An 18,974-nucleotide genomic window follows, 5' to 3' on the forward strand; every position below is an offset into this window, starting at 1 on the left:
GCATACAAGTAATGAAATATGCCGATATTTATCTTTCGCATATTTACTTAACTTATTCTTTGCAACTATCAGATTTGTATATCAATTACGGATACTGTAATTATGGTAGATGAGTCCTACGTTGATGTTTCCGGTGTAAGCGTTCATTACAGGTTTAGCAAAGGATCTAAACCTAGAAAGAACCTCGTGATCGTGGATGTCAACGGAAAAAGGGAGTGGGACGGGATAAGATTCATAGAACGCATACAGGAATGGGGAATAAGCGTTTATTATCCGGATTATCCTGATGCATTGGATTCTAAAGACACCCTATCATCCAAAAGCGCAGATTATGTAAAGTTAAGCCCAAAGTTCTATAGCGACTTTATCTATTCTCTCCACCTCAAAAACACTATGTTAATTGGTTCTGGAGTGAATGGTGATGTAGCACTGCGGTGTGCAATGGAGTATCCTGAGAGGTGTAGCAATATAATCGTAATAAACGCACCTGGTTACGATGACTACAAGATCGAGTTATACAAAGTTCAGAAACCTGTGCTGTTGATATGGGGTGACTCCGGCGGATATCAGAGCATCATGAGGGGCCAATCCTATCATGATTTGATATCGGATTCTGTATTTAAGGTATTCGATAAATCTGCTGAACCTCATGTCGATAAGACTGAAAAATTCTATTCACTTTTGAAAAACTACATTGCGGAGGATTGATAAACACGTACGTTGAGATAACAGAAAAAGATATTAACCCACTTGACTTGATAAACAGGGTAAGAAGGCCTGACGCAGGGGCAATAGTGACATTTGAAGGAACAGTTAGGAACGATTCAGATGGCGTTCGTGTTACCGCTTTGTATTATGAGGCATATAAGGAGATGGCAGAGATGCAGATAGCTGACCTCATTGATGAAGCTAAGAAAAAATACAATATTTTAGATGCAGCTGTATGCCACCGGATAGGACTTGTAGGTCTCACAGAAGATTCTGTGGTTATATCAGTAAGTTCAGCACACCGTTCCAGTGCATTTGAAGCCTGCAGGTACATAATAGACACTATAAAAGAAAGAGTACCTATATGGAAGAGAGATATACTTGAGAACGGAAACGGATCCTGGCATTGATTATATTTTGATATACCCTTTTAGTTTTAAGCCATAAATACGGTTATACGTTTAATTATTGGTTAATTTTAATATATCACATATATTTTTTAATTTTCTTGTAATTTCATGTTTAAATGTATAAAAATAAGCCATAATTGTGGCTCTGGATCAAAATGCTTATATGCCTGTTAATGATATGGTTAATACACGCTTAAAAATGCACCTTTTAATGCATTGCATTAAAAGGGAAGATGTCGATTTTTGATGAGACCAGATGAGAGATGGCACAATGGATTGTGCTCTGCTAATCTGCCTAGAGGATGGCTTGGTTCGGGCGCCGAAGAAGGACGTGCCAAGCTGCGATATGCCTTGGGGAGGCGCATGGAGCCATAGATCCAAGGATTTCCGAATGGGACTTCCTGCCGTAAGGCACTCCGAAAGGAGAGGGAACCCGGGGAATTGAAACATCTTAGTACCCGGAGGAAAAGAAATCAATCGAGATACCGTTAGTAAAGGCGATCGAAAGCGGTAAAAGGCAAACCGAATAGCCCTTCGAAAGAAGGGAAAGATGTGGAGTTTGGTCTTTCTCTAATGCCTCCTGAAGCGAGATGAATCTTCTGGAAAGAAGAGCCAAAGAAGGTGATAGCCCTGTAATCGAAGCTTCAGAAGCTATAAGGGGAAGTAACCAGAGTACCATGCGTCGTTTTTCGCGTGGGAATGTGGGTGGCACTAACATCCAACCTTAAATACGTCCCGAATCCGATAGCGAACTAAGTACCGTGAGGGAAAGCTGAAAAGTAACCCGAAAGGGTGGTGAAAAGAGCCTGAAACTAGGCAGAGATAACCTTGTAGGGCAGTAAAGAGGTGATACCGTTAACAACGGTGGATCGCTGTCCTATTGTCCGTGTTGAAGAACGGGCCAGGGAGTTCTGACGGGTGGCAAGGTTAATCCTTAAAGGAGAAGCCGTAGCGAAAGCGATTACCCGCACAGCAATGGAGGGGTAGCGTGGTAAACGCGTTTAGTCACTCGTGAGAGACCCGAAGCCGGTCGATCTACACCTGAGTAGGTTGAAGCTCAGTGAAAGCTGGGTGGAGGACCGAACCTATTCTGATGTGCAAATCGTTTGGATGACTTGGGTGTAGGGGTTAAAGGCCAATCTAGGCCGGCAATAGCGGGTTCCCCCCGATACTACCCGCAGGTAGACCTCGACGGAGATTCTCGACGAGGTAGAGCGACCGATTGGTTGGTTAGCAGTCGAAAGGCTGCGCCGACTTGTCAAACTCCGAACTTGCCGAGATCGTAGATGTCGGGTGCTAGGGGGCAGGGATAAGCTTTGCTTCCGTGATGGAAACAACCAAGACGAGGGTTAAGGTCCCTAAATTCTGGTTAAGTGCACTAAATAGGTTTGTGGCCAAAGACAGCGGGGAGGTAGGCTTAGAAGCAGCCACCCTTTAAAGAGTGCGTAACAGCTCACTCGCCGAGGTCACATGCCTAGAAGATGGAAGGGGCTAAAACCAGATACCGAGACCTTCGAGCACCGAAAGGTGATCTGGTAGGGGGGCGTGCCATGTGGGCAGAAGTTTCTTCGAGAGGAGGAATGGACCGCATGGTATCGCGGATCCTGGTAAAAGTAGCAGAGAAGAACCGTGAGAATCGGTTCCGCCGAAAGGGCTAAGGGTTCCTTGGCAATGTTCGTCAGCCGAGGGTTAGTCGATCCTAAGGTCATACCTAACAGGATATGACCGAAAGGGAAGCCGGTTAATATTCCGGCACACTGAGCGTTTTGCCATGTGTGAGAAGGTTCGAGGTAGGAGCGGTACGGGTGCCAACGTATTTCTGCCTATAAGCGGATGGAGAGTCGTAATGACGAGAAGTTCGTGAAAGGGTGGAAGCTCCCGTTTGGGAGTCGCTTCGATCCTTGGATCCCATGAAAATCATACATGGGTCAAACTCAGTATCGTACCAAGAACCGACACAGGTGCCCCTAGGTGAGAAGCCTAAGGCGTTTTGGGATAATGGACGCGAGGGAAATCGGCAAAATAGCTCCGTATCTTCGGTATAAGGAGTGCCTATTCCGCGATGGAATAGGTCGCAGTGGCGAAGGGACTCCGACTGTTTACCACAAACACAGATCGCTGCTAGTCCGTAAGGATGTGTATAGCGGTTGAAACCTGCCCAGTGCTGGTACCTGAAAGCCCCGCACAAGGGGAAGAAGGGCCAGTAAACGGCGGGGGTAACTATGACCCTCTTAAGGTAGCGTAATACCTAGCCGCTTAATTGGCGGCTTGCATGAAGGTTCAACGTGGGTCCCACTGTCCCCGCGTTCAGCCCAGTGAAATTGATGTACTGGTGCACAATCCAGTCTCTCCCACGTGAAAGCGAAGTCCCCGTGGAGCTTTACTGCAGCCTGTAGCTGTGATGCGATCCTGAATGCGTAGCGTAGGAAGGAGCCGTCGAAGCTTCGGTTTTGGCCGAAGTGGAGGCGCCAATGAAACACTTCCCTTTCGGGATTGCGTCACTAACCTCGTTAGAGGGACAACTATTGGTGGGCAGTTTGGGTGGGGCGCCACGCCCCTAACAATGTAACAGGGGCCCCCAAAGGTCAGCTCAGGAGGGTCAGAAATCCTCCGTAGAGTGTAAAAGCAAAAGCTGGCTTGACTGTGTTGCAGACAACTAGCAACGCAGATGCGAAAGCAGGGTTTAGCGAACCACCCAGTTCCTCCTTAGTGGGGGCGGGTGATAAGAGAGAAGTTACCCCAGGGATAACTGAGTCGTCCTCGGCAAGAGTACACATCGACCCGAGGGTTTGCTACTTCGATGTCGTCTGTTCCTATCCTGGTGCTGCATAAGGTGCCAAGGGTGGGGCTGTTCGCCCATTAAAAGGGATCCTGAGATGGGTTCACTACGTCGCGAGACAGTAGGGTTGCTTCTCCGTGGGAGTGCTCGATGTCTGAGGGGAAGGGGCCTTTAGTACGAGAGGAACAAGGGCTCGTGACCTCTAGTTTACCGGTTGTCCGGCAGGGCATCGCCGGGTAGCCACGTCATACGCGGATAAGAGCTGAAGGCATCTAAGCTCGAAGCCGCCCCCGAAAATAGACATCGTCATTAGGCCGCCTCTAAAAGAGAGGTTTGATAGGGCCGGGATGTAAGGATCGAGCTTTTGCGAGATTTTAAGTCCACGGCTACTAAAGGCCGAAAGCACAATCCATGCTAAATCTCTTGTCTGGTTGAATTCAAATAAGCGTGTTCATTATTTTGAATTTATTATAATTCTACGTTATTGTCTTTATAGCGAAGGATCAATTAAAATTTATAATAAATATAAAAAGTGTTATGCCTCGGTTTTAACGTTTTCCCCGAGGATCTGTTTCAGTATCTTATCAGCGATATCGTTAAATATACTTTTTATTGTATCATTTATTTCAACTGCTGGTATTCCTTTGTCACCGTTATCTGCTATTTCTGGCACTAGGGGTATCTTGCCAAGGAACGGAACGTTGTATTCTTTTGCTGATTTTTCGCCTCCCCCCTCCTTAAATATGTACGTTACGTTGCCACAGTGTGGGCAGACAAAACCGCTCATGTTTTCTATTATGCCAAATATTGGGAGCTTTAACTGCCTAGCAAAGTTAATCGCTTTCTTGGCGTCAAGCAGGGCCACATCCTGCGGCGTCACTACTATTACGACTCCGTTTGACTCAGGGACAAGCTGTGCAACACTAAGTGCGACATCCCCTGTACCTGGTGGCATATCTAGTACGACATAATCCGTATCTTTCCATGATACGTCTTCAAGGAACTGCTGAATTGCCTTGTGCATAAGGGATCCTCTCCATATTACAGGAGTATCCTGTGAAGGAAGGAGAAAACCCATTGAGACTACTTTTACCCCGTATTTTGTTTCGGCTGGAATTATCCCATCATCATCAGCATAGAGCTTTAGATCTTCCACTCCAAGCAGTTTTGGATCATCTGGTCCGTTTATATCCGCATCTATTAAGCCAACTTTAAGTCCCTTCTTAGCTAACGAAACCGCTAAGTTTACTGCGACTGTAGATTTACCCACACCACCTTTGCCGCTCATCACAGTTATTGTATGCTTAACCCTGTATTTTGCCGATTTGCCGGGTGGTCCTACGACTGGTGCTGGCGGTGGTGTGTTTGTTTTGATAGTTCCCTTTGCCATAATTCACTATCGTGAGTTAATATTTATCTCTTTATGGCAAAAATGCGTACAATTTTAGCAGCTAAAAAGATATTCAGGGTTTAGAATAACCCTGTTATTTCTCCATCTTCTGCCAAATCAATGTTTTCAGCAGCAGGCCTCTTTGGCAGGCCCGGCATAGTCATTATTTCCCCTAGTATTGGCACAACAAAACCTGCACCAGAGGATATGTTTACCGATTGGACCCTTACTTTGAAGCCATGCGGATCGTTGAGAAGGGAGGCATCATCACTGAAAGAGTACTGAGTTTTAGCCATACAAACATACGGATCATTCATTATCTCTTCAGCTTTCTTAAGATCGTTGAGTGCTTTTTTCTCAAAAATGACACCATCCGCTCCGTATACGTTCACAGCAATTTTTTCGATCTTTGTCTTTAGATCTTCCCTTACTTCGTATGTCCTCTTGATCTGGTAATCACCGATCGATGAAAGCACCTTGTTTGCGAGTTCTATGCCGCCTTCACCACCTTTTTCAAATACTTCAGACAGCGCCCACTTTATGCCGTGCGAATCCAGTATCTCGCCTATTGCCATTATCTCGTTTTCTGTATCTGTCGGGAATTTGTTTAGAGCTACGACAGGTTCTACACCAAACTTTCTTATATTTGCAACGTGCCTTAGTAGATTCTTTGAACCTTCTTTCACAGCTTCTACATCCTCGCCCTGTTTCTTGCTTCCACCATGAAGTTTCAGAGCTCTTATTGTGGCGACAAGAACAACCGCATTGATAGGCAAATTACCTATCCTAGATACTATATTGAAAAACTTCTCTGCGCCGAGATCCGATCCGAAACCCGCCTCTGTTATGACGTAATCAAAGAGATTCATTGCAATTCTGTCTGCAACTATGCTTGACGTTCCATGTGCTATGTTTCCGAAAGGTCCGGTGTGCACGAATGCAGGTACTCCTTCTGTTGTCTGCACAAGATTTGGTTTTAGTGCGTCCCTAAGTAAAGCTGCCATTGATCCTTCCGCTTTTAAGTCCGCAGCGAATACTGGTTTGTTCTTTACTGTGAAGCCAGCTAGTATCCTAGACAGCTTTTCTTTCAAGTCTTTATAGTTTAAGGACAAGCCAGTTATTGCCATTACCTCGCTAGCAGGCGTTATAACGAAGTTGTCGTTTGCTATAGCACCCATATCTCTTGGGCCAACGCCTACAACTATGCTCCTTAGGGATCTGTCGTTCATGTCAATTGTCCTTGGGAACGTTATCCTCTTCGGATCTAGGTTTAGCTCGTTTCCATGGTATATGTGGTTATTTATCATTGCCGAAAGTAAGTTATGAGCTGCGCTTATGGCGGGGAAGTCGCCTGTAAAGAGCAAATTTATCCTGTCGCTTGGTTCTACTTTAGATTTACCTCCGCCGGTAGCTCCACCCTTTATACCGAAGCACGGGCCAAGAGAAGGCTCCCTGATAGCTATGGCTACGTTCTTTCCAAGTTTTTTGAATGCCTGGCCGAGGCCAATGGTTGTCGTGGTCTTTCCTTCGCCTGCAGCCGTAGGCGTCATGGCTGTTACAAGTATCAACTTAGCCTTCTTTTTATTCACTTCTTGAAGGTTAAGGGACAACTTAGCCATGTATCTGCCATAAAGCTCGTAGTCATCTTTTGATAAACCCATCTCATGCAAAATTTCTTCAATATCCCTCATAACATCGCCTCCAACTTCTTCTTGATACGTTCATAAACCTCATCAGAGTTTTCCAGGAAGAGCTTTATCTTCATTTTTTGATCTGAAACATATTCTTGGTCTTTCACGCTTTTGAGGTTTATTTTTACGTTGTAAAGTGCCGCTTCTATGGCTGAATGTAAAATTGATGCTGCCGATCCTGCATCTGTAACTGCGTTTTTATTTCCGTGTTCTACAAGCTTTTCTGATAATTTCAACAAGTCAAAGGATCTAGCGGCTATACGCCAAGGAACCTCTATCCCATGTCTAAGGGCAGATTGTAATTTCTTTTCACGCTCTTTCTTCTCCTCTTCGGTGATCTTCGGCATCTTTATGGCGGCCATTATTGAATTGAAGGCTTCCTCATCCTCCTCTATTAGTTTCTCTAGTTCTTCCTTTATTTTAGAGTTCTCACTAATTATCTCCTTCATCTCATCTTCGTACTGTTCATAACCTTTCTTTCCCATAGTAATCTGCGATACCATAGATATAAGGGCTGAAGCAACTATTGAAACGAATGCGCTGGCAGCTCCGCCGCCTGGTGCTGGAGAGGGGCTTGCTAGCCTTTCGATAAAGTTGTTATAACTCTCCATATTACCTTAATTGGTACGAATGACTTAAATTTAAGCGTGTTAAAAAATAATGATATTACTTGCCATTACAAATATATGCATTTCTATTCAGAAACATTTTCGTTTATCTTCCTCTCTATTAAATTGTGTTCATCGAACCCATTGAGCTGCAGGTAAAACTTAGCTGCGTCTATTAGCGCCTGCTCAGGGACAAGGCCAACAATCTCACTTTCGATGGGATACGCACCGTACCTTGAAGCTTCAAGTTTAACTAGTTCGTACGCTCTGTATATGGGAGTCTTGCGGAAGTTAGTTAAATTCATAGATATTTGGACTATGTTCCTGTCTTTCAAATAGAATGCTAGTGCTTTTACAAAAGTTAAACCGCCATCTCTGGCTCGCAGTGCGCTCGCTATTTTTTTGCCAATCTCAACATCAGATATGTTAAGATTCACATTGTATGCAATAAGGAAATCCCTTGCCCCTATAATCGATGCACCAGCCTTTCCAACTTCAGAAGGACCGAAGTCCGGTTTCCACTTTTCTTCTTTAATTGCTCCCTTTAATTGTTCATACTGAAAGCTCTTGTTTCTTATGGCAGCAAGATCTGCTCGCTCTGGCCTCGTTGCGGCTTCTGCGTACAGAAATACAGGTATGTTTAACTCATCACCTACACGTTTTCCTAATTCTCTAGCAAGCTGTACGCATCTCGACATCTTTGTATCGTCGAGCGGGACAAACGGTATGACATCCGCTGCACCAAACCTTGGGTGCTCTCCTGTATGCTTGTCCATATCTATGAGTTCAGCAGCTTTCTTAATTCCAGCAAACGCTGCTTCTACAGCTTTGCCATCATCGCATACAAATGTTATGACGCTTCTATTATGGTTGCTATCCATTTCCACATCAAGTATTCTTACAGTTGGAATTGCAGATATAGCGGATTTAATCTGATCTACCTTGGACTTGTCTCTTCCTTCGCTGAAATTTGGTACACATTCTATAAGAGTCATGACTTGTTATACTCTGTAAACGAATAAAGCCATCGCTGAACCATAAATGTGATCGCAATTGTGATCGTATATGTGATCGTATTTTTATCACAAACTGCAACAAAAGAGTAATCAATGACTTATCGCATTGTTACAGGAAGGGATGGTTAAACCTGATCAAAAAAAATATATCAAGATTAGAAAGATAAAACAAAACTCACGGTGTGAATATGGTTAAAGAGGTAGTTAAAAGAGATGGAACCGTAGTCCCATTCGAGAAGGGAAAAATTGCTATGGCCATATACAAGGCCATGCTGTCTGTAAAGAATGGTAGCATGAGAGATGCTGAAACACTCGCTGACAAGGTCGTTGAAAGGCTAAAGAACATTGAAAGGCCTACAGTCGAGCAGATACAGGATATAGTAGAAGACGTCCTCATGACATCAAAGATTGAGGGTAAAATATTTACAGACGTTGCAAAGTCATACATACTTTACAGGGAAAAGAGGAGAGCTATAAGAGAGGAAAAGGAAAGCCTAGGAGTAAAAGACGATCTGAAATTGACACTGAACGCTGTGAAGGTACTGGAAGCAAGATATCTGCTTAAGGATGAAGACGGAAAGATAATAGAGACACCTAGGCAGATGTTCAGGCGTGTAGCTTCACATATAGGTATAATTGAGGCGCTATATGATTTTATGGAATACAAAAAAACAGGGAAAATACCAGAAAACGCAGAAAAGATCGGCAAAGTATCCTTAACTCAGGAAGAGGTCCTCAGAAGGGCTTTTAATTACATGAAAGAAGATGGAATAATGGAAGGCACCTTCGAGGAATTCATGGACTTTTTGTCGACCAAAGGAACGTCAGCGCATCTTTACATAAACAAGTTTGAGGAGATGATGTCTTCCTTGGATTTTGTTCCAAATTCTCCAACTCTTATGAATGCCGGTACGAAATTGGGGCAACTCTCTGCATGCTTTGTTCTTCCTGTAGGTGACAGTATAGAGGATATTTTTGAAACCTTGAAAAACACTGCACTCATACACAAGTCTGGTGGCGGTACCGGATTTTCTTTTTCCAGGCTAAGGCCGAAGGACGACATAGTCGGTTCAACAAAGGGGGTTGCGTCCGGGCCGGTGTCTTTCATGAAGATATTCGATGTAACGACTGATGTCATAAAGCAGGGCGGCAAGCGTCGCGGGGCAAATATGGGGATACTGAACTACAACCACCCTGACATAATGGAATTCGTGTTAAGCAAGGACTCTGAAAATAAAGTGCTTAGCAACTTCAATATATCTGTTGGCGTTACAGATGAATTTTTTGAGAAGTTGGACAATGACGATTACGTTGATCTCATAAATCCAAGGACAAAGAAGGTAACGAAAAGAATAAAAGCAAAGGAATTATGGGATGCAATAATTGACCAGGCTTGGAAGACAGCGGATCCAGGGCTTATATTCTTAGACGAGATAAACAGGAAAAACCCCGTCAAGAACGTTGGGGATATCGAATCAACAAATCCTTGTGGGGAACAGCCCCTGTTACCTTACGAGTCTTGCAATCTTGGATCTATAAACCTGTCGAAGTATGTAAATGGAAAGGATATAGATTACGATAGATTAAGGGAAACCGTCTGGCTGGCAACTCGCTTTTTAGATGATGTCATAGATGCTAACAAGTTTCCAGTAGAGCAGATAAAGAAAGTAACCAGGATGACACGCAAGATCGGTCTAGGCGTTATGGGCTTCGCAGACCTGTTGATAAAGCTCGAAGTGCCTTACAACAGCTGGGAGGCCTTGGAAATAGCTGAAAAAGTTATGAGCTTCATAAACGAAGAAAGCCATAAAGCCTCGCAACATCTTGCAGAGGAGCGTGGAGTATTCCCAGCTTGGTATGGTTCTGAGTGGGAGAAGGAAGGCATAAAGATGAGAAATTCAACTACAACTACCATAGCCCCTACAGGTACCATATCTATAATCGCTGGATGCTCTTCCTCTATTGAGCCAATATTTGCACTTGCCTTTGTAAGACATGTACTAAATGGACAAGAACTGCTAGAAGTCAACCCACTGTTCGAAGAGAAGACTAGAAGCCTTGGTCTATACTCCGAGGAGCTTATGAGAAAAGTCGCTGAAACAGGAAACCTGGAAAATATCGAGATAAACGAAGAAATAAAGAAGATCTTCGTCACAGCTCACGAAGTAGATCCGCAGTGGCATGTACTTATGCAGGCAACGTTCCAGAGATACTGTGATTCAGGCGTTTCCAAGACTATAAACATGAAAAGTGATGCTACAAGGGAGGACATAGCCAAAGCCTATAGGATGGCAAAGGATCTTCACTGCAAAGGTATAACTGTGTACAGAGACAAGAGTAAGACTGTACAGGTACTTACAGCCGGGACAACGGAGACGAAAAAAACGGAGGAGAAAGAGGTAATAGAGCTAGTAACGAAGATGCCTGACAAATATCTTAAAATAGATTCGACCTTCGATCCTGCATGCCCAACAGGAAAATGCGACAAATAAACAAAAAACTCTCATTTTTATGTTTTAAGTGATTTCAAGCTGCTGCCAACATACTGATCTGCGCATTCAACATCTTTATATTTTATATCCCTGTTTTTTAGGTAGCTTTTTACTTCATTTAGTGCTATTTCTGGCTTATTATTTTCTTGGCTAAGGTGTGTTAAGACAATCTCAGTGCTTTCGTTGATTGCTTTAGATATAGCTTCAGCCGACTGTTCATTGGACAGATGTCCGTGCTGGCTAAGGATCCTCCTCTTAAGTGAAGCTGGATATCGACCAGTCTTAAGCATGCTGACGTCATGGTTGGATTCAAATGCAAGAATATCTGAATCTCTTATATTTGAGATGACGTTTTCAGTTACTGTACCTAGATCAGATACAACGGATATCTTGAGGTCTTTCCATTTCACTGTGAATGCCACCGGGTCGGCTGCGTCATGTGGTACGTCAAAAGCCAATATTTCGAAATTCCCTATTACTACCTCGTTATCTATTTCATATGCTTTGATATTAGCGGCTTCGGCAGTCGCCGGTCTTGTGTACACATCAGCGCCATCTACTTTTTTTACAGACCTGATACCGGATACATGATCGGCATGTTCGTGGCTGATGAATATCGATTTATTTAGGCCGCCAAGAGTAAGTTCTGAAATGGCTTCTTTAAATTTTTTCATAGTGATTCCAAAGTCTATAACAATGAGATCGTGGGCATCCCAAATGAATGTCGAGTTGCCTTTGCTGCCACTAGCTATATTTTTAAAGTAAATCGCATTGTTATTATAAGCGGTCATTGTTTGCAAGCCTTTGAAATAGAGTATACATTATCAAATATAAATGTCTGTTTTTTTCTTTCTTTGAAACTCTTATAGATATGGTATTGCTTCATATTGAGTTTCAAACATGTACATTAACATAGCAATAAAGAAATCATTATCTATCCATGCATATATTACGTTTATAAAAGAATAGATTAATAATCTACTTATTATAAAATCAAATCGTACATCCCATATTTTTTCACTACCTGAGATCGATAGAAAAATGATGTTCATTGAATCATAAATTGATAGCAATTACCATAAGTAACAATTATTCAAACTCAGACGAGACTCGCATTATTTTAGAAATATCTGCTTCATAGGCATCTAAAATATCGTTTAAGGTAACAATCCCCTTAAACTTCCCTTCATAGACTATTGGGCACCAGGTAGTTTTATTCCTCATCATAACTTCCCAAGCCTCCTCTGCTGTACTTGTTGGCCTTAAATATGTAATTCCAGCACGCATGTATTCGCGAACTTTTCCTGTAGTTATCTCCGCTATGTCGAACAGATAAAGAGCACCAATAAGTTTTCCGTAAACAACTACAGGTATTGAGGCCAAACCATGGTCTATCATAACAGTTTTAGCATGTTCCACATCATCGTCATCACTAACGCTTATATCTCTACATTTCACATCGCTCAGCTTTATATTGAGTAGCAGAGGTGTATTATATTCTCCGAAATGTGCAGGCGAATCACGCCTTGTATCGACCTGGTTGTGGTATATGCTATATTTCCCAGATATTATGTATGCTATGAACGTGGCTATCATAGCGCCTGGAAGTAGCTGTAAACTGCCGGTCATCTCGACTACCATAAGTATCACTGAGAGGGGCACCTTTCCAGCTGATCCAAAGAAAGAGATCATACCTATTATCACGAAAGGAGTTATGGTCGGAACTATACTGGGTGTCAGATAGTGGAATCCAATGGCGACCACAGTACCGAGAGCTGCCCCTATGAAAATTCCGGGTGCGTAGACACCTCCACTTCCTCCTGAGCCAACAGTAAATGATGTCGCAATTACCTTTATGAAAGGTAGCAGGATAAGCACTAAAAGCAAAGGGATTCCGAATGTCGGTATTTCTCCCAGCTTTTGATTCATGAGGAGATTAACCCACCCGTAGCCAGTAGCCATGATTTCCGGGAAAAAGAGTGCTATTATTCCTGTAAGCCCTCCTCCAATAATTGGCTTGTAGTAGTTACTAATTTTTAATTTCTTAAAAAATGCTACTGTTCCGTAAAATGATTTAACATAGAATATAGCAAACAGTCCTGAGATTACACCTAAAACCATATAGTAAGGTATCCTTATAACCTGAAATGAAGCCGTATAGTAACCAAATATCGGCTCGAAACCGACCACAGAAGCGAATATCGAGTAACCAACCGCATTAGCAACCAATGATGGATAAATTGCCTGTGTTTCTAGATCTCTTTTGTAAAGGATCTCAGCGCCCAGCATAGTGCCGCCAATGGGGGTCTTGAATATTGTTCCTATGCCAGATCCTATCCCAACGGCAACAGCTATCCTCCTATCCGCATCGCTCAGACCAAAAAGGTCTGCTATCAGTGATCCTAACCCAGCAGATATCTGCGCAGTTGGGCCTTCCCTCCCTGCACTTCCACCAGACCCTATAGTTATGGCTGAGGCAATCGTTTTTACTACTGGTATTCTCCTCCTTATTTTGCCCTGTTCGTTGTGGAATGCTCTTATAGCCGCATCTGTTCCATGACCCTCTGCCTCTGGTGCAAATGTATAAACGATAAGTCCAGAAAAAAGGCCACCGAGGGCTGTTGATACAGGTATGAGGTAGAAGCGCCTTACATAATAAGTGAAAGCCAGAGATCCGCCTTCACCCACAGGATGTGGGATGGTGGCTCCTACCATATGAGTAAGGAAAAGATATTCAAAAAGTTTTATCGCAAAATAAAATGCAAGTGCACCAAGCCCAGATATTACACCAATTATAAGACCCATTATAAACCATTTTTCAAAATAAGGTAAGCGTGATAGATTGAACATTTTTTTCATTTTTTCCATTAATTAGCTGTATGTAATAGAAATAGAAAAATTTTTATTTATTCATTGCATCGAAACAGCATTTTCTAACCCTAGTAAGATCAATGAAGCATATGTCTAAAATTATCGGGGAGAGGGAGCGATATTATACGCGCATATGAGAAATAGTGAATATGATCCAAACAGATATACTTTGCAAATACACAACAAAAGAGATCTCTTCCCATATTTATTCTGTGTTTTCGGAAAGCAGTTTCTTTTCTCTAAAATATTCACGCCTCTGTACAATTTTTTTCATAAATGACGGCCATGGCAAGGCAATAAATGGGTCATGCGAATAAATCGAAGAGGCGAGGGTATGCAACATCCTTGGTCTTTCTTCTTTGCGGTATGTATTGAAAATCCATTTGTATGCCATTTGCAAATGAAATTCTGTTTTGGCTAGTTTAGAACATGGGCCATCAGAAGCCATTTCAGATATGGTCTCGAAGTCCCTCGAGTAAAGTTCATAGAACTTTGACTTGAATTCTGCGTAGGCATTAATGTTCCTTACATCTCTTGACGTGCTTTTAGATAGCACTCGGTAAAGTGATAGTGTTTTCTTACTGTAATATATAGGCCTAGAATGGGACATGTAGAGAAAAAAATAAAATGAATCTACTGCAAGGTTTATCTTTGATAGAACATCGAGATATCCTACTAGAATATCCTTCTTTAAGGATATGGATGAGCTGTTGAAGCCTGCCCTCAACTTTAATAATTTCCTGATATCCTGTTCATTTGGTTCCTTAACAAATATATCGGACTTAATAGCTGGCTGATAATACGATACCGTATCACCACTTTCTGCCACCGGTTTTACGGAGTTCTTGAAGTAGTCTACGCCCATCTCTGAAAATACTATCTTTACCTCTCTTAGTTTCCCCGGATAAAATAAGTCATCGTCATCAAGAAAGACAAGTATTTTTCCTGAGGACTGGAGAACAGCGGAAGCTACCCTTGATCCAGATCGTATATGGTTCTCGTTTAGTACAATGGCCCTGCCGTCAAGGAACTCATCGATTACGTCATCTTTAAAGTCTTTTGATACTATTATCTCAAAATCTTCTTTAGGGATATTTTGTGAAAGTACTGAGCGTACTGCTTGCATCACGTAACCTTTTCTTCCCTGTGCTGTGATAATCACTGAAAGCAACATTCAACTCAGCACAGGACAATTCAGTCTGCCTTATTTAAGGATCGTTTACTATCTTTCCCTCAATATACTCTGGCACGCAATCAAGTAAATCTAATTTCAGGCATATCTCAAGATCTTGAGTGCTAATTGACACTACAGTGTTTTCCTTTGTTTCCCTTATCCTATTTACTAAAATTTCCCTATCGTAATTTTTGCCCTCAAGCGCCAGTTTAAGCATTTCAGCGAATATATTATCTTCAACTGCCTTTCCAATAGGCCTGTTTGAGGGGACTACAAGAATGTCGTCTTTGCCCTTTACTTTTTTAATGGTTGCACTCATATTTACAAGAGAAGAGAAGAGTATCCTCCCTCTTTTTATTCGAGAGAGTACGTACATGCCATTTGTTGAGGTAAACGCAATAATTTTTCCCTCTAAATCCGCGTTAATTATTTGTGCAGGCGAGTTGTCATAATCAAAGAAAGGGGGTTTTATCCCATATTTCTCGCCGATAAGCACAACATTCTTGTTTTTCCTTTTGAAGTTAAGTGCACTGGTTACATCCTTGAATGGCACTATGTAGCGAGCTCCTCTTGACAATATTACTGGTATCGTAGTTGTAGATCTAAATATGTCTATTATTATATTTATTGAAGACCAATTTTCCTCTTTTCTCCCGTCGGCAATTCTTATCATTCAGTATGTGGATAGCTTAGCGAAAACATAAGGGTTTGCCTTAACTCTGCTTCGGGGGTAGGCTTTCACTAACTATCTTGGGTAAATCTATTACACCGTATCCAAACGGCGAGAACTTTTTAACATTTTTTGTGTTGTAAACTATTACCCTGGTCTTTCCAGCGGCTTTTTCCCCTGCTACCTGCCTTAGTGTTGCAGCTATGATAAGGCTGTATGCATCGTCTTCGGGCCCAATTATTATTTTATAGGCGTCGTCCATGGTGAATGAGGACAAAAGGTTTTGATCATCTGCCTCCTGGTTCAATACAATATAACCGTCATCCCGCAACTTTGCTGCGATAGCAGGGTCTTTCTCTACTATCACTATAACCTTCCCCATCTGCTTTAGCATTAAAAGATAAGATGACAGAAGGGGAGAATAGCCGCAAACAAGGACAAAGTCCTTTAGCTTCATAAGCTCTCTTTTCTCCATCCTATTCACCAAACCACCAACTCTCCTCTCTATCGTAGGAGTTATTAAGGCTGTCATGGCACTGAAGAATATTGCAACGCCCAGAAACGCTAAAGAAATTGTGAATAAGCGCGATTCCAGATCTACTGGTAATATATCGCCAAAGCCCAGAGTTGTTACAGTTTCTCCAGTGTAGTATAGCGCCGTTCCAAGCGATCTAATAGGTGGCTTGAACTGCTCTCCGGAGAGAATAGAGCCTCCAACACCGTACGCTATTGTGAAGAGAACCGTTAGAATGGCGATGCCAACTTCAGGCCTGCCGATAGTCTTTGATGGGTATACGAATTCAGAACGTCTTTTGATAAGCGTTAAAATTAGGTATAAGTCAAAGATGGCTCCTATAAAGACTATATGGTAAGTCCGGGCATAGCTTATTATCAGGAGGGCAAATGTAAGAAATGCATCAGCAGTGACGATAAACCAGGCTGCCCTCGTTTTTTCTTGGAGGCCGTAGCCACCTAATGTTAAGAAAAAACCATCGAATATAGTGAGAAACGAAAATGTATTCTGTGATAATTTATACGTTTTCCCCAGGATTTTTAGGCTGTATACGTACACTGACTTTGTAAGAAGATACCGGTTACCATAGTAATTATGCCGAATACCATTACCAGCCTATTTACCTCAATCCTGTGAGTTAGCCTCACCTTTAAATATATCTGACGTGCATAAAACGTTTTTTATTTTAAGGACATTTGCATCGAAAACATTATGCCGAGGCTTTTTGATCATTAAGTGAAGTTCAAATACAAGTAAAGACTGTTTGATTAAAGTAAAATGTACTTTATTCAAGGTGTTTGGAATGTTTACGAGAAGGGGAGACACAGGAGAAACAGATCTTGCTAGCAGGGTACGAGTGGGTAAAGATTCGCCTATAGTGGAAGTCCAGGGCGTAATAGATGAACTGAACGCGTTTATAGGTCAGGCATTAGTTCTAACGAAGTGGGAAGACATAAGAAAAGATCTATTTAAGATCCAGAACGATCTATTCGTACTAGGAGAAGATGTTTCAACTGGCGGCAAAGGAAGGGTTGTAACCCGCGAAATGATCGACTACCTCGAAGATAGGGTAAACGTACTTCGGAAAGAAATAGGTAAAATAGAGCTATTTGTAATCCCGGGTGGAACACTTGAAGCTACATCTGTACATATAGCAAGGACTGTTTCAAGGCGGTTGGAGAGAAGGATAGTTTTTGCCAACCATTATACTGATATCAACAAAAATGTACTCATATACGCAAATAGGCTTTCCTCACTCCTATTTATGATCGCGATGGTATCCAACAAAAGGCAGAATGTGGAGGAAAAAATATGGCCCATCCATCTGCCAAAAGATGGGTCATAATTTGAAGTGCAATGGCTTACCGTAAACCTCTTCTGCGCTCTCCTTAACGCCTTCTGAAACGGTCGGATGCGGGTGTATAGTTAAACCTATATCCATTGCCATTAGCCCTGATTCAACGGCAAGCGATATCTCTGAGATTAGCTCGCTCGCATGAGGTGCTGCGATTCCTGCGCCCGTCACTATGCCTTTTTCATCATAGTATATGTTGAAGGTGCCTATGTTTTCATTCATTGTTAGTGACCTACCGTTTGCAGCGACAGGAAACCTTGTGGACTTTGCTCCCTTCACGCCAGTATAGGCTATTTCCGGATCTGAATATATAACGTAGGGCATGGCCCTGTAATCAACTTCGCTATCTATGCCGCATATATTGTCCGCAGCGATATCTGCCTCATAGTATGCCTTGTGTGCAAGCATAGGCTGTCCTGAAACATCACCTATCGCGTAAACTCCTTTCACACTCGTCATCTTCCTGGAATCGGTCTTTATGAAGCGGCCATCCATGGCTAGCTTCAGATTCTCCAGTCCGAATCCTTCAGTATTTGGGATCCTCCCAACAGTCATGAGCACCTTTTCGGCGCGTAGTTCTTGTCCATCATCTAATTTAACAGTGACTTCCCCGTTTTTCGCAGTAGATAAAACCTTTCTCCCTGTTATTACGTTTATGCCTAACTGCGACATCCTCCTTACTACGTGCCTTACTAGCTCATTATCCGTACCAGGCAGTATTGATGGCATCATCTCAACTATGGTCACCTTGCTTCCGAGCTTAGCTAGAGCTATTCCTATTTCAACACCGATGTATCCTCCGCCAATTATAACAATCGAAGAGGGTATATGGTCGAGATCTAAGACTTCGCGGTTATACATCACATCATTTATCCCGTTGATTGAAACAGGCTTAGAACCAGTAGCTATGACAAGGCTATCTGTCTCAAGAACCTTATCGTTGACTTTCACGTGGTTCTTGTCTTGTATGTATCCTGTGCCTCTGAAGATGTCAACGCCATACGCCTTAAGGAGAAGTTCAACGCCACCTGTAAGCTTGTTAATCATGGACCATTTCCATTCCTGCCATTTTTTCATGTCTACATTGTAATTAATCGATACTCCGGGCATCTCCTTTAGGTAATTTATTGAATTAGCAAGCTCGATGATCGCCTTAGATGGTATGCAGCCATAGTTTAGGCACTCGCCTCCTATCTTGTCCTTCTCTATTATGGCTACCTTCTTTTTTCTTTGGCCAAGCCTAATGGCCGCAGCGTATCCACCTGGCCCAGCCCCAAGTACAACTGCGTCGTACATA

At 42.5% G+C, this 18,974-nt stretch carries 14 protein-coding genes and 1 rRNA gene; 5 read left to right on the forward strand and 10 right to left on the reverse strand.

The window, feature by feature from the left end:
• Nucleotides 1-102: 102 nt before the first annotated feature.
• The 3 genes from TVG_RS00445 (at nucleotide 103) to TVG_RS00455 (ending at nucleotide 4,309) form a co-directional block, all read left to right on the forward strand.
• Nucleotides 103-708, forward strand: coding sequence for an alpha/beta fold hydrolase (locus TVG_RS00445; protein WP_010916342.1), 606 nt, complete (start codon nucleotides 103-105; stop codon nucleotides 706-708).
• Entirely contained in the window at nucleotides 705-1,118 is a 414-nt protein-coding gene (locus tag TVG_RS00450; RefSeq protein ID WP_010916343.1) for a molybdenum cofactor biosynthesis protein MoaE, read from the forward strand. The genes TVG_RS00445 and TVG_RS00450 overlap by 4 nt, the downstream gene beginning before the upstream one ends.
• 272 nt (nucleotides 1,119-1,390) lie before the next feature.
• Nucleotides 1,391-4,309 (forward strand): 23S ribosomal RNA (locus TVG_RS00455).
• 123 nt (nucleotides 4,310-4,432) lie between these two features.
• On the opposite strand, the gene TVG_RS00460 is transcribed toward TVG_RS00455, so the two are convergent.
• From TVG_RS00460 to ftcD, 4 genes are all read right to left on the reverse strand, one after another.
• On the reverse strand, nucleotides 4,433-5,287 hold the full coding sequence (locus tag TVG_RS00460; protein ID WP_010916344.1) for an Mrp/NBP35 family ATP-binding protein: 855 nt from the start codon (nucleotides 5,285-5,287) through the stop codon (nucleotides 4,433-4,435).
• An 80-nt stretch (nucleotides 5,288-5,367) separates the two neighbouring features.
• On the reverse strand, nucleotides 5,368-6,978 hold the full coding sequence (locus TVG_RS00465) for a formate--tetrahydrofolate ligase (protein WP_010916345.1): 1,611 nt from the start codon (nucleotides 6,976-6,978) through the stop codon (nucleotides 5,368-5,370).
• Nucleotides 6,975-7,589, reverse strand: a complete 615-nt coding sequence (locus TVG_RS00470) for a cyclodeaminase/cyclohydrolase family protein (RefSeq protein ID WP_010916346.1) — start codon at nucleotides 7,587-7,589, stop codon at nucleotides 6,975-6,977. The genes TVG_RS00465 and TVG_RS00470 overlap by 4 nt, the downstream gene beginning before the upstream one ends.
• Nucleotides 7,590-7,672: 83 nt before the next feature.
• Complete coding sequence (gene ftcD, locus TVG_RS00475) at nucleotides 7,673-8,581, reverse strand: glutamate formimidoyltransferase (RefSeq protein WP_010916347.1); 909 nt, start codon at nucleotides 8,579-8,581, stop codon at nucleotides 7,673-7,675.
• A gap of 209 nt (nucleotides 8,582-8,790) precedes the next feature.
• On the opposite strand from ftcD, the gene TVG_RS00480 reads away from it, so the two are divergent.
• Nucleotides 8,791-11,094: an adenosylcobalamin-dependent ribonucleoside-diphosphate reductase gene (locus TVG_RS00480; RefSeq protein WP_010916348.1), complete on the forward strand. Its 2,304-nt coding sequence runs from the start codon at nucleotides 8,791-8,793 to the stop codon at nucleotides 11,092-11,094.
• Nucleotides 11,095-11,111: 17 nt separating this feature from the next.
• On the opposite strand, the gene TVG_RS00485 is transcribed toward TVG_RS00480, so the two are convergent.
• From TVG_RS00485 to TVG_RS00505, 5 genes are all read right to left on the reverse strand, one after another.
• Entirely contained in the window at nucleotides 11,112-11,885 is a 774-nt protein-coding gene (locus tag TVG_RS00485) for an MBL fold metallo-hydrolase (protein WP_010916349.1), read from the reverse strand.
• 298 nt (nucleotides 11,886-12,183) lie between these two features.
• Nucleotides 12,184-13,962 carry a chloride channel protein gene (locus TVG_RS00490; protein ID WP_010916350.1) on the reverse strand — a complete coding sequence of 593 codons (1,779 nt, stop codon included), beginning with the start codon at nucleotides 13,960-13,962 and terminating at the stop codon, nucleotides 12,184-12,186.
• 208 nt (nucleotides 13,963-14,170) lie between these two features.
• Nucleotides 14,171-15,139, reverse strand: coding sequence for a glycosyltransferase family 2 protein (locus tag TVG_RS00495; protein ID WP_010916351.1), 969 nt, complete (start codon nucleotides 15,137-15,139; stop codon nucleotides 14,171-14,173).
• 34 nt (nucleotides 15,140-15,173) lie between these two features.
• Nucleotides 15,174-15,812, reverse strand: coding sequence for a 2-phosphosulfolactate phosphatase family protein (locus TVG_RS00500; RefSeq protein ID WP_010916352.1), 639 nt, complete (start codon nucleotides 15,810-15,812; stop codon nucleotides 15,174-15,176).
• A 40-nt stretch (nucleotides 15,813-15,852) separates the two neighbouring features.
• Complete coding sequence (locus tag TVG_RS00505) at nucleotides 15,853-16,881, reverse strand: NAD-binding protein (protein ID WP_010916353.1); 1,029 nt, start codon at nucleotides 16,879-16,881, stop codon at nucleotides 15,853-15,855.
• 244 nt (nucleotides 16,882-17,125) lie between these two features.
• On the opposite strand from TVG_RS00505, the gene TVG_RS00510 reads away from it, so the two are divergent.
• On the forward strand, nucleotides 17,126-17,668 hold the full coding sequence (locus TVG_RS00510) for a cob(I)yrinic acid a,c-diamide adenosyltransferase (protein ID WP_010916354.1): 543 nt from the start codon (nucleotides 17,126-17,128) through the stop codon (nucleotides 17,666-17,668).
• Here the strand turns inward: TVG_RS00510 and lpdA are convergent.
• Nucleotides 17,663-18,973: a dihydrolipoyl dehydrogenase gene (gene lpdA / locus TVG_RS00515; protein ID WP_010916355.1), complete on the reverse strand. Its 1,311-nt coding sequence runs from the start codon at nucleotides 18,971-18,973 to the stop codon at nucleotides 17,663-17,665. The two genes, TVG_RS00510 and lpdA, sit on opposite strands and share 6 nt — an antisense overlap.
• Nucleotide 18,974 lies beyond the last annotated feature (1 nt).

The organism is Thermoplasma volcanium GSS1, from assembly GCF_000011185.1.
GTDB classification, from domain to species: Archaea; Thermoplasmatota; Thermoplasmata; order Thermoplasmatales; family Thermoplasmataceae; genus Thermoplasma; species Thermoplasma volcanium.

Coding starts and splice junctions, on each gene's coding strand:
- TVG_RS00445 (WP_010916342.1), top strand. CDS start 103: ATGGTAGATGAGTCCTACGTTGATGTTTCCGGTGTAAGCGTTCATTAC.
- TVG_RS00460 (WP_010916344.1), bottom strand. CDS start 5,287: ATGGCAAAGGGAACTATCAAAACAAACACACCACCGCCAGCACCAGTC.
- TVG_RS00465 (WP_010916345.1), bottom strand. CDS start 6,978: ATGAGGGATATTGAAGAAATTTTGCATGAGATGGGTTTATCAAAAGAT.
- TVG_RS00470 (WP_010916346.1), bottom strand. CDS start 7,589: ATGGAGAGTTATAACAACTTTATCGAAAGGCTAGCAAGCCCCTCTCCA.
- ftcD (WP_010916347.1), bottom strand. CDS start 8,581: ATGACTCTTATAGAATGTGTACCAAATTTCAGCGAAGGAAGAGACAAG.
- TVG_RS00480 (WP_010916348.1), top strand. CDS start 8,791: ATGGTTAAAGAGGTAGTTAAAAGAGATGGAACCGTAGTCCCATTCGAG.
- TVG_RS00485 (WP_010916349.1), bottom strand. CDS start 11,885: ATGACCGCTTATAATAACAATGCGATTTACTTTAAAAATATAGCTAGT.
- TVG_RS00490 (WP_010916350.1), bottom strand. CDS start 13,962: ATGGAAAAAATGAAAAAAATGTTCAATCTATCACGCTTACCTTATTTT.
- TVG_RS00495 (WP_010916351.1), bottom strand. CDS start 15,139: ATGTTGCTTTCAGTGATTATCACAGCACAGGGAAGAAAAGGTTACGTG.
- TVG_RS00500 (WP_010916352.1), bottom strand. CDS start 15,812: ATGATAAGAATTGCCGACGGGAGAAAAGAGGAAAATTGGTCTTCAATA.
- TVG_RS00510 (WP_010916354.1), top strand. CDS start 17,126: ATGTTTACGAGAAGGGGAGACACAGGAGAAACAGATCTTGCTAGCAGG.
- lpdA (WP_010916355.1), bottom strand. CDS start 18,973: ATGTACGACGCAGTTGTACTTGGGGCTGGGCCAGGTGGATACGCTGCG.